We start from the raw sequence: 10,735 nt of genomic DNA, 5'->3' as shown, positions 1-10,735 counted from the left end.
ACCCGGCTGCAGCACCGAGGCACCCAGCATCGACCCACTGCCTCCGGCGTAGGGCGCCGCGGCGTGTTCTTGTCCGCTCCCTTGCATGAGTTGCGCCTCCCATGGCGATGGTAGAAGGTCCGCGTGCGGAATCGAGTCGAAATATCCCGACAAATCAGCGTCGACCATCTGCTTTTGCGACCGAGCCAGCGTTTCGGCCACCGCGGCCTCGCCAACCGCGGAGGGCGTCTCCTCAGCCCCGGCGAACGCTGGCCCGGCAGGCGCCGCCGGCACAGAACGAGCATGGTCACGCAACTCGAACGGTGCGGGGGGATTCAGATCAACCACTGACGAATCGCGCGCCGTTGAGTGACCCGGCTGCAGCACCGAGGCACCCAGCATCGACCCACTGCCTCCGGCGTAGGGCGCCGCGGCGTGTTCTTGTCCGCTCCCTTGCGTCATGAGTTGCGCCTCCCATGGCGATCGTAGAAGGTCCGCGTGCGGAATCGAGTCGAAATATCCCGACAAATCAGCGTCGACCTTCTGCTTTTGCAACCGAGCCCACCTTTCGGCCAACGCGGCCTCGCCAACCGCGGAGGGCGTCTCCCCAGCCCTGGCGAACGCTGGCCCGGCAGGCGCCGCCGGCACAGAACGAGCAGGGTCACGCAACTCGGACGGTGAGGGGGGATTCAGATCAACCACTGACGAATCCGGCGCATGATGATGGCGCGCCGTTGAGTGATCCGGCTGCAGCACCGAGGCACCCAGCATCGACCCACTGCCTCCGGCGTAGGGCGCCGCGGCGTGTTCTTGTCCGCTCCCTTGCACCATGAGTTGCGCCTCCCATGGCGATGTATCCACTTGAGGGCCGGGATCATGCACTGGTTCGTCCATTTGCTTTTGCAACCGAGCCCACCTTTCGGCCACCGCGGCCTCGCCAACCGCGGAGGGCGTCTCCTCAGCCCTGGCGAACGCTGGCCCGGCAGGCGCCGCCGGCACAGAACGAGCATGGTCACGCAACTCGAACGGTGCGAGGGGATTCAGATCAACCACTGACGAATCCGGCGCATCATGATGGCGCGCCCTTGAGTGACCCGGCTGCAGCACCGAGGCACCCAGCATCGACCCACTGCCTCCGGTATGCGGTGCCAGGTGCTCGTCCCCCAGCATCATGGGCTGCGCCTCCCATGGCAATGCACCCACTTGATGGGTGGGGGCCTGCATCAGCACGCGAGCGCCTGAATTGCCGATCTCGCTCAGCTGCTTAGCTTTCCCAGGGAGCTTCTCTGGCCGACCCAATGCCTTCTGCGGCCCGCTGTGCTGCGCAGCGGCGTCCCCAATGGCACGAGCCTCCATGCCGACTGCGTCTTCCGGACGAGCAGCAAGGGCAATTTCGCGCCCGAGTGCGGCGTACGGCGGGAACTTCCGGAGATGAGCTAGTGCACTGATCCACCGGTTACCACTGGAGTCCAAATAACGCCTGGCATCTTCATCCAGCGACCCCTCGTAAAGCCGAGCCGCAATCCCCGGCCTGCTGTTTTCATGCAGGTATTGACTGAAACGTCTAAGAGTAGCCGCATAGTCCTGAGTGGTTTTGGGATTCGGCCCGGTCGCAGGCTCTGCCTCGTACTTTTTGATGAGAGCCGCTTTGTAATCTCTGATGAGCTCGGCGTCGACAGGGTCGGGATTCAGGGCAGCGCGGCCCACCATTGGCGCTCCGCCCGCCGACTCTTTGAGACGACCCAGTGCTCTAGCCACGTTCGAGGAGCCACTCTCGCGCTGGTACTCCTTGAGATCCTGATCCAGCAACGGATCGTCAAGCCGAGCAGCAAATCCCGGCTTGTTATTATCAAAGAGCCAACGACCAAAGCCGAGAAGAGAATTTACATGGTCCGTGACCGTGCGCTCCCCGACCTTACCGGCATAGAGTGCTGACCGCAGCCCTTCGACAACGGTCGCATCGTTGGAATAAAGAGGACGCTTGTCGCGACCGGAGACCACTACTGGAGGATCTGGCTGCACCGCCGCCGGCATAGAACGAGCATGGTCACGCAACTCGAACGGTGCGGGGGGATTCAGATCAACCACTGACGAATCCGGCGCATGATGATGGCGTGTTTCCCCGGGAACAACGTCCCGTACGAACACCGAGTCTGGGTTGCCTTGGTCCGGCGCGACTGGAGCCAGGGCTCTGTCGTGCAACGCTCGCGCTGACTGGCCGAGCCGCTTGATCCGCTGGTGAAACGTCCCAACGGGGCTTTCCTTAACCGCGTCTCGCGCCTGTCGGTCCATGAGTTCAAAGTTCGTGAGATAATTTGCCGTTCCAGATGTATCGTCACCCATGAGTCGGGTTTGTAGTGCCTGCCGATTGACGACGAGGTTGTTGAGGTTCAGGTCTGGCAGGTCTGGCAGGTCTGGCTGCCATCTTTGCAATCGCCCAACCAGCGCCCGCGTGCCGTCCACCACGTAGACTCCGCAATCCCACTCGTTGCTCTGCTGGGCGATGCGGGGTAAGTCCACGCGGGTCTCCAGGCTGGCGCCCAGCCTTTCTGCGAGGTGTTTTGCAAGCTTGTCATGCCATCCGCTGACGGAGTCATAATGATAGGCAACCGGCCGTTCCCGGTCGCTGCGATCAACGAACAGCAGCGACCAATGTTTGCCGCGCTCCGCAAGAGTCTTACCGCCATCGCTCACTGGCACGAACAGGAAGTCGGCTGTGTCGTTACCGTTCTGATTATGGACGATGCGCTGGAATGCGCTTAGCTTGTCGCTCTCGGAGCCCAAGCGCAGATGATAATTGGCTACGAGGGGATCCACGAACCGCGTCCGGGCGGCGAGTTCTGGATTGTTCCCCTGCAACTCCTGCTCCAGGAGCTGGTAATCCCTGTGGATATGTTCGTCGCCTAGCAATTGCAATGCGCCGAGCACCCGCCCGCTGGGGTCGCCGAAAACACCAAAAAACCCTTCGACCGCGGGGGACATCCCCTCAGGAAAGAGCTCTGGCGAGGCGGAATTCCCCGCCCGCAAGCTGGGCGGAGCGAATTCCGGTGGCCTCAGTGGCACCTCCTCGCTTGGTACCAGGTTGCTCCTGTCCTGTGCAGCGATCCGCTCGTCCGGCGCGCGCTGGTCGCCGTCGCGCCAGATCAGGGGACGAAAGGACTCTGCGGGATCCGAGGCTTGGTGATGGTGCCCAGTTGGTACGAAAGACGATGGCAGAACAGCGGCGTCTTCATTAGCTTCCCCAGGGAGCTTCTCTGGCCGACCCAATGCCTTCTGCGGCCCGCTGTGCTGCGCAGCGGCGTCCCCAATGGCACGAGCCACCATGCCGACTGCGTCTTCCGGACGAGCAGCAAGGGCAATTTCGCGCCCGAGTGCGGCGGACGGCAGGAACTTCCGGAGTTGAGCTAGTGCAATGATCCTCCGGTCACCACTGGAGTCCTTATAGCGCTTGGCATCTTCATCCAGCGACTCCTCGTGAAGCCGAGCCGCAATCCCCGGCTTGTTGTTTTCAACCAGGTATTCACTGAAACGTCTAAGAGTAGCTCCATAGTCGTGAATGGTTTGGCGATTCGGCCCGGTCGCAGGCGCTCCCTTGTACTCTTTGATGAGAGCCGCTTTGTACTCTTTGATGAGCACGGCGTCGGCAGGGTCGGGATTCAGGACAGCGCGGCCCACCATTGGCACTCCGCCCGCCGACTCTCTGAGACGACGCAGTGCCACAGCCACAGTCGAGGAGCCACCACTGCTCTCGTACTCCTTGAGATCTTCATCCAGCGACTCCTCGTGAAGCCGAGCAGCAAATCCCGGCTTGTTATTTTTAAAGAGCCAACGACCAAAGCCGTAAAGAGAATTTACATGGCGCTTGACCGTTTCCTCCTTGGCCTTACCCGCGTAGAGTGACCTCAGCCGTTCGACAACGGTCGCATCGTTGGAATAAAGAGGACGCTTGCAGCCGCGACCGTCGGAGACCACTACTGGAGGATCTGGCTGCACCGCCGCCGGCACGGGGGAACGAGCATGGTCACGCAACTCGAACGGTGCGGAAGGATTCAGATCACCCACTGACGAATCCGGCGCATGATGATGGCGCGCCGTTGAGTGACCCGGCTGCAGCACCGAGGCACCTAGCATCGACCCACTGCCTCCGGCGTACGGCGCCGCGGCGTGTTCTTGTCCGCTCCCTTGCATCATGGGCTGCGCTTCCCATGGGGCCGCGCCTTTGATGAGGCTCAGGTCTCCCTGAGACGGATGAGGATGGAACGGGTCTGGCAGAGCCGGAACGCCGGGGGCGGGAATTTGGGCAGCGGCTTGGCGCGCCTCGCCCGAGCGCTGCTCAAAGCCCTCTTGCCCGGCCTGTGCCGCTTGCTCTTGAGATGCCGGGGGCTGCACCTGCCGCCAACCTGTTACATTGGATAGGTCAAATTTGTGCCGGTTCACGCTAGCCTCACGTCCACAGATCAGCTGAGCAACCTACTCGGGCATACTTACGAGAAGCTGACGAGGTCCGCGGTCCCGGAGCGGGTAGGCCTAATTTTCTGCGCGCCGATTGCGCTAGCGCGACGTAGCCCGGCCTTTTGCCAGCTCGGCAGCTACGGCTCGCAAAGAGCGTCGTAAGGCTTGCGGAGCCGCCCCTCAGCTCCCGTCGAGGAGCAATCCACAATTCACATATTTGGAGATGGCTCGCTGGTTTACCGGTCTGCGAGCCCTGCAAGCCCATGCTTCAGATGCCGCCCGTGCAGAGGTATTTCATTTCGAGGTAGTCCTCGAGGCAATGGCGGGAACCCTGCGTCAGCGGGAGCGTCAGCTACATAGTCGATAACACGCGCTTTTTACCTCGGTCTCGGCTCGCAACGATGGATTGCTAACGGCGAACTCATGCTGGTCGGCAAGGCGATACTGGCTGGAGCATCAACTCGGCCGACGAGAGTGGCCACACCATCCTAGACAGGATCGGCCGATATGCCCGGCATCGCCGCTCTGCAAAAAGCACAGCGGGCATCCAGACGTTGCCGGGTTGACTATGGGTGTCCGAACCGCGAAAAGAGGCCGCTCTTTATGAGTGGCGTGCGCTGGCAGTCTAACCCCAAGCCCCCCGCCCGGGCTGCCGGCGCGCTTCTAGGAACATCGAGGTAGATGACGAGACTCCGAACTACATTTCCAAAGCTATCGGTGGATTCACATTTCAAGCCAAATCGATTTCCCACAGCCAGGCGCGAACGTTCGACTGGACCATTCAGAATTCACATCAAGGTGCACCGCTATTGCGTCCCGAACAGGTTCGGCTGCTCGATGACGACTACGAGATTGTTCTTATCAAAGGTCTGCCACCATTAAAATTGAGGAAGGTGCGTTATTTCTCGGATCGCATTCTGAAACGCATCTTTGAAAGCCAGACAGGCGCCCTCCCGGAGCCGGCGCCCTTGACGGGAGCAGAGGAGGCGCTCTCCGCAGAATCTCAACTCGATGACCCGCTGTGTGAATTGGCGCAGGACTTTGACGATACAGTTTGATGTGAGGCTAGTATGAACCGGCGAAATAGTAATCCATCCCGTTTAACAGCTTTGTCGCAGGTGCAGGACGCCGGCTTGGAAGACGGGCAAGCGGTCCAGGCCCGGCGAGTGGGCTTTGAGCAGCACGTGTCCGAGGCGCTCCGGCCACTGTTCGATGGTCGAGCTGACGAGCCGCCTACCGGTCCAGAGGAGCTTCTGCGACTGGAAAAAGGGTTTCGCGAGGTGCTTCAGCGAGGGCAGGATCATCAAGCCGCCTCGTCTTTTTTCAGCGATGCAAGGATGCCCGCTGGACGGGATGACCCCACGGGAAGCGTGTCGGACGCTTTCGCAGCAGCCGGCTCTAGGCACGCCGGAGTTGAGGCCGCCGCCCCGCCAGTGTTAGCTGCCAGCCAACAGCAGATCCGGCCCTCGCCAGTTGCGTTTGACCGGCCGGTATCATCCTCGGCTGCTGCAGGCGTGCGCTTGTATGCCCCTTCGATGATCTCTCGGAAGACCAGTTTCGAAAACTGCGATCAGTTGCCCGCCTTGTGCTGCCGCCTCGCCGTCGAGGTCGAAACGCCCGCGAATCAATGGAAGGTCAGCGGGCCATGGGGGCAGAGTGCAACGGCGTCTACACCGCCTATTTGAGGGGAGAGGTACACTTGGCTTTCCTGTTCCAGCAGCATCCGGCCGCACACCGACGCGATGGGGAGCTAGAATTCAAATCGGACCTTCGCAAGGCACGCACCGCGGATCAAACGCCGTTCGTTTGGGAAAAATGGCTCAGTACCGACAAAGCTTCTGTAATGGCCCTAGTGGCCTCGGTCGCGCTCTTGGTCGCGATACAGTGGCAAGACCCCCAGATCAACGAGGCGGTCCTAAGCGAACTGCGGACGATTCAGATCAACTACGCATTGCTCCAGCGAGACGTCGCCCGCGCCGACATGGTATTGGACTTCCGTTCCGTTGCTTCTACCGGGCAAGCATTAAAAAGGAACCTTCAAAACTACCAACGCCTTGTTGAGATTTCGCCCAATGAGAGCTCCGGGGTGCACTCCAGGTTGGTTGCACAGCTCAAAAATTCCCTCGAAAACACAGAAGCTGCCATCTCGGCCTCGGCCGCGCAAAATGAGCTTCTGCAAAGCTCTCTCGTACGCTTTGCTCGCTCGGCTAATCGCCTTCGGGGGGGATTGTCGAACAGGCCTGAATTTTCCAATCTGATCCTTCAATTTTCGGCCAGACCGGGATTCAGCCTCGCATTACAAATCGATCAGTCTCTCCGCCGACTTCCTCCTAGCCAGGACCAAGTCACGGAGGATGTTGCCCGCGAGGGCCGCGCTATCCTGTCCTCAATGTTGAGGTTGGACCGCGCTGTCAATCGGATCCCATCCTTCGACACGTTCGCCAAGGCTGCCGAATTGGAGCGAGAACATCTGAAAGCCTACAGCTTCGCCAGCGCGCAAGCGCAGCGTACACGACTTTTCTTTGGCTTGGTGTCCATATGCCTCTGCTTGTTTGCGACCATTCGAGCCTCCACGCTGCATGTGCGGACGAACCGGTTGGAAAGGCGGTTAGAGCTTGAAGCGGCGATGAGTGAGATCGAAGCTTGTTTCATCGACAGTCAAGCAACGAAGGCTTCGCGGCGCTTCTCCACCGAAGCAGCGCTTAGACTCATTCAATGCGTTTTCGATGCCGATCAATGCGCGCTTGCTCTGGTGGATCCGAGTATCAGCAGGAATACCGAGTACTTTGTCGCGAACAAGCGCATGCGCGTCTGGAACGCCACGCTAATCCATGAAGTCGTCTCACTTGTACACCCGGAACAGCCAGTGTTTCGCGTCGTTCCGGCGTCGGAAGTGGTTCGGACTGCCGTAGGCACTACCGGTGTTTGTCAAATTGTTGGTTGCAGGGCCTCCGATCAGCAGGCTGCGGTTTGTATCCTTGTTTTTGAAGGAGATCGCTCACCACCCTCCACAGACGACCTCCTGGTTCTGGCGAGCGCTACTGTGCGTTTAGGCAACCATCTTGAAATGCAACGTGTACACACGGAACTTAACCTTTTTGAGAGTCGATGGGAGCATGCGGAAAGGCTGACGGCTGTCGGCACAATCGCAAGCGGCGTTACACATGAATTCAATAATGTTCTAGGAGCAATAGTCGGCTACGCAGAGATGGCTAAAGGTCTTGTGCGCCGCCCCTCGAGAATTCGGGGCCACATCGGCCAAATTATCTTGGCCAGCAACCGAGCCAAGCTGATTATTGATCAAATTTTGTCACTAAGCCGAACTCGGAAGCGCGCGACGATGCCTTTCGACGTCTCGGAGAGTGTAATGGATCTCGCGCCATTGCTGCGGGTTACACTTCGTGCGGATGTTCAGTTGAACTTCAAGATCAACGAGTGGCAAACGGTGATCGAGGGCAGCCCGACCGAGATACAGCAAATCCTTATGAATCTATGCAAGAACGCGTCGGAGGCTCTCTTGAATGAGGGCCGTGTCGAGATTAGCGTTTCTCGCGCTCACGTCTGTCAAACGAAGCCCGTGGCTAAGGGCACCTTGAAACCGGGAGATTACGTTCTCCTCTCCATCAGCGACGATGGCCAAGGAATCGCAAGTTCGGTGCTTCCGCACATCTTTGAGCCCTTTTTTACCACGCGCTCTCGCGTCGGCGGGACCGGACTGGGTCTTGCTGCGGTGGACCGCCATGTGAGCGCGCTCGCAGGATGCCTTGACGTCACCTCGGCTGTTGGCCGAGGTACACGCTTCGATCTCTACTTACCGGCCTGCGCTGAGGAGCAGGTCAGAGCTGATAGCGCTTCCGGTCCATACGATGGATCACTTGGCAGTGGAGAAATCATTGCAGTCGTGGAGTCCGATCCAGCAGCGTTGGAGATCTACAACGATAAGATCGCCGCGCTTGGTTATAAGCCTGTCGGCTTCGCGACCTTCGAAAGTCTTTGCGACTGGATCGAGAGCGGGAAGGCAGCCGACCTCCTTATTTTTGATCAAGCGACTTTCCTCGGGCCAGGACAGCCCGAAGCCGTACGTACCACCCTGATGACGGTGCCCATCATCGTCGTTGGTGGAAGCGACCCCATGCCGATCACATCTGGTAATCAGACCTTCGTCCTTTGGCTAGCCAAACCGGTCTCGTCCAGGGCGATGGAGCATGCAATCCGTAGGATGATAATGGCATGACGCGCTCAGGCTACCGAGCTACCGAGGCAATCGGAGGCGGAGCCGGCTGGGATCCAGCAAATACAAGAGCGTCGGACGATCTCTGCGCACCCGGCTCATGGCGAGTTCCCCTCGAACACTGTCGTCGGCTTCCGCCCAAGGAAGGGCTCCCCGACCACAGCAAACCTGCCGCCGTGCTCGTGACCGTCAAGGACAAGTCGCCGCGCGATGGGGTCTGCGGGCCTCCATCCTTGACAAGTCACTGCGCGCTGGCGGCGACAGGCGACGGGTAATATAGGGTCGGGACGAGGAGATGGTCGCCAATCGGTCATGCAAGATGGTTGACGAAAAGCAAAGCTTGACAATCATCGCCCCATTCACGCCAGACTTCTCCTGTGCGCTTATCACTCGGCTACGGCTCCTCGCCTGCCCCGACAAGGCTATCGCCGCCCGGCCGGGCAAGCGATGTCCCAGGTTCCGACGTGTTCCTTTCATGCTTGATGGACCTAGGCCCCGGCAGGGCGGGAGCATGAGGCTGGGTTCTCGGTCGCGGATCTGGGAGGCAAGCACGGGGTAAGCGAAGGCTCGACCCACCATTGGGGAGGCCGGCTTCGGCACGGAGGTGCGGCCTCGGCGTTGAGAGGCATCGGATCGGGTGTAGCAGGACTTTCGAACTAACTGCCGACAACACACTGGATAGGCTGTTCTCGTCGTTCGGTCCAGTTCACCAACGCCGCCATCGAGCCCGCCGACGACCACTCGCTGGCGCTCACGGGCGCGGCGCTGAGTAGTGAAGCGCCGTAAAATGTCGACACAGGCGCTATCAGGTCGGGGACTCGACCTCTATGATCATCACCGACTTAATTCAAATTTGTCTGTATATATTGACGATTGCACCACCTTCACCTCGTAAACGGCAATGCGGGCGGATGGAGAGGGTTCTATGATATGACAAGCGATTTTTCCGCCGCCCGAGGGCATTTAGATCGAGCGTATGACTACCTTTGTGGGGATGACCCGATGAGTCAAAGGGGCCGAGAAGCCTTGGATCTGCTAATTGAGGCGGTTGCCGTCGAAGAGTTCAAGCAGCCACGCCAAAGCGCGGAGGTGCTAAGGTTTCCGATCGGGCGCCGCTGCTGAGGTAATCTCCACGGCCGCCATGTAGCCTCAGGTGGCAGGGACTCGCCGCCCCGTGAGGGCCGGGAACGAACGCATTGGCAAAAGGAAAGCCCACTTGCCAGACCCGCGCCCGGCCGGCGTGGTAAGACGGCCGGCGGGTTCCCAAGCGGAGACATTGACGCCGGACTATGACGTTCTTTGCATCGGCAATGCAGCGCCGGCAACACCGCCGCCGGCGTAGGCAGCTTCGGCGGGCGCGCCGCCTTCTTCGGCAGGTGTCGAACGACGCGCTCGGCGAGATCTACGCCCACGACATCCACGCCCAGGGCGTCGCCTTCGACACCGAACCGCTAGTGGGACAACCACCGACGGCATGCTCGATGATCTTCGTAACGCCCGATGGCGAGCGCTTATCTCGGCGCCTGCTTCGAACTCGGCCCGACGATGTCGAACCGGACAAGGCTTCGGGCACCAAGGTCACTTATTTCGAGGGCTATCTGGGGGACCCGCCGCGCGCCAAGCAAGCGATCCGGCAGACCGCGCGGCTGGCGCATGCCGCTGGGCGCGAAGTGTCGATGACGCTGTCGTATTCGTTTTGCGTCGACCCCTACCGCGACGAGTTCGTCGAGCTGATCCGCTCCGGCACGGCAGCAGCAGGTCGTCTGGATCGCCGGGACTATCCGGGTGAGTACGTCGGGGTAGTGTGCTGAGAGTTCTGCAAATTCGCTGAGGGGGCGGTCATGGCAGGCTGGTGATTGTTCACGTCACCGATTGCCGCGAAGGAACGCCACCATGACAAGACTGAAGTTAAGACCGCCAGCGCTGCCGTCAAAGCAAGGGCATCGGGTTGGTCGTGTCCGACGATCACGCCGGCCTGGTGGCAGCGGTCGGCGAGGTGATCCCCGAAGCCGCCTGGCAACGCTGCTACGTGCACTTCCTCAGGAACGCGCTCGATCATCTGCCGAGGAAGCA

General features: G+C 60.2%; 4 protein-coding genes and 3 pseudogenes. 5 read left to right on the top strand and 2 right to left on the bottom strand.

Annotated elements, in window-relative coordinates; translation table 11 throughout:
- A partial coding sequence (locus NKJ64_RS30115; RefSeq protein WP_352463806.1) for a Ulp1 family isopeptidase occupies window positions 1-4,041 on the bottom strand: 4,041 nt, incomplete at its 3' end.
- 1,070 nt (window positions 4,042-5,111) lie between these two features.
- On the opposite strand from NKJ64_RS30115, the pseudogene NKJ64_RS30110 reads away from it, so the two are divergent.
- Window positions 5,112-5,489, top strand: a pseudogene (locus NKJ64_RS30110) (type IV secretory system conjugative DNA transfer family protein); the annotation flags it as partial.
- 42 nt (window positions 5,490-5,531) lie between these two features.
- Here the strand turns inward: NKJ64_RS30110 and NKJ64_RS30105 are convergent.
- Window positions 5,532-5,735 (bottom strand): hypothetical protein, encoded by a 204-nt coding sequence (locus tag NKJ64_RS30105; protein WP_023671823.1) that lies wholly within the window; start codon window positions 5,733-5,735, stop codon window positions 5,532-5,534.
- A 395-nt stretch (window positions 5,736-6,130) separates the two neighbouring features.
- Between NKJ64_RS30105 and NKJ64_RS30100 the strand changes: the two genes are divergently transcribed.
- From NKJ64_RS30100 to NKJ64_RS30085, 4 genes and pseudogenes are all read left to right on the top strand, one after another.
- Window positions 6,131-8,665, top strand: coding sequence for a two-component system VirA-like sensor kinase (locus NKJ64_RS30100; protein ID WP_352463805.1), 2,535 nt, complete (start codon window positions 6,131-6,133; stop codon window positions 8,663-8,665).
- Window positions 8,666-9,592: 927 nt separating this feature from the next.
- Window positions 9,593-9,784, top strand: a complete 192-nt coding sequence (locus NKJ64_RS30095; RefSeq protein ID WP_023679698.1) for a hypothetical protein — start codon at window positions 9,593-9,595, stop codon at window positions 9,782-9,784.
- A gap of 192 nt (window positions 9,785-9,976) precedes the next feature.
- Window positions 9,977-10,410, top strand: a pseudogene (locus NKJ64_RS30090) (PfkB family carbohydrate kinase); the annotation flags it as partial.
- Window positions 10,411-10,589: 179 nt separating this feature from the next.
- Window positions 10,590-10,735 (top strand): annotated as a pseudogene (locus NKJ64_RS30085) (transposase); the annotation flags it as partial.

Origin of the sequence: Mesorhizobium sp. M0062 (assembly GCF_040323125.1) — a bacterium.
In the GTDB taxonomy this organism is placed as follows: Bacteria; Pseudomonadota; Alphaproteobacteria; order Rhizobiales; family Rhizobiaceae; genus Mesorhizobium.
The sequence above is the reverse complement of the archived record's forward strand: the minus strand, read 5'-3'. Positions and strand labels throughout refer to the sequence as shown.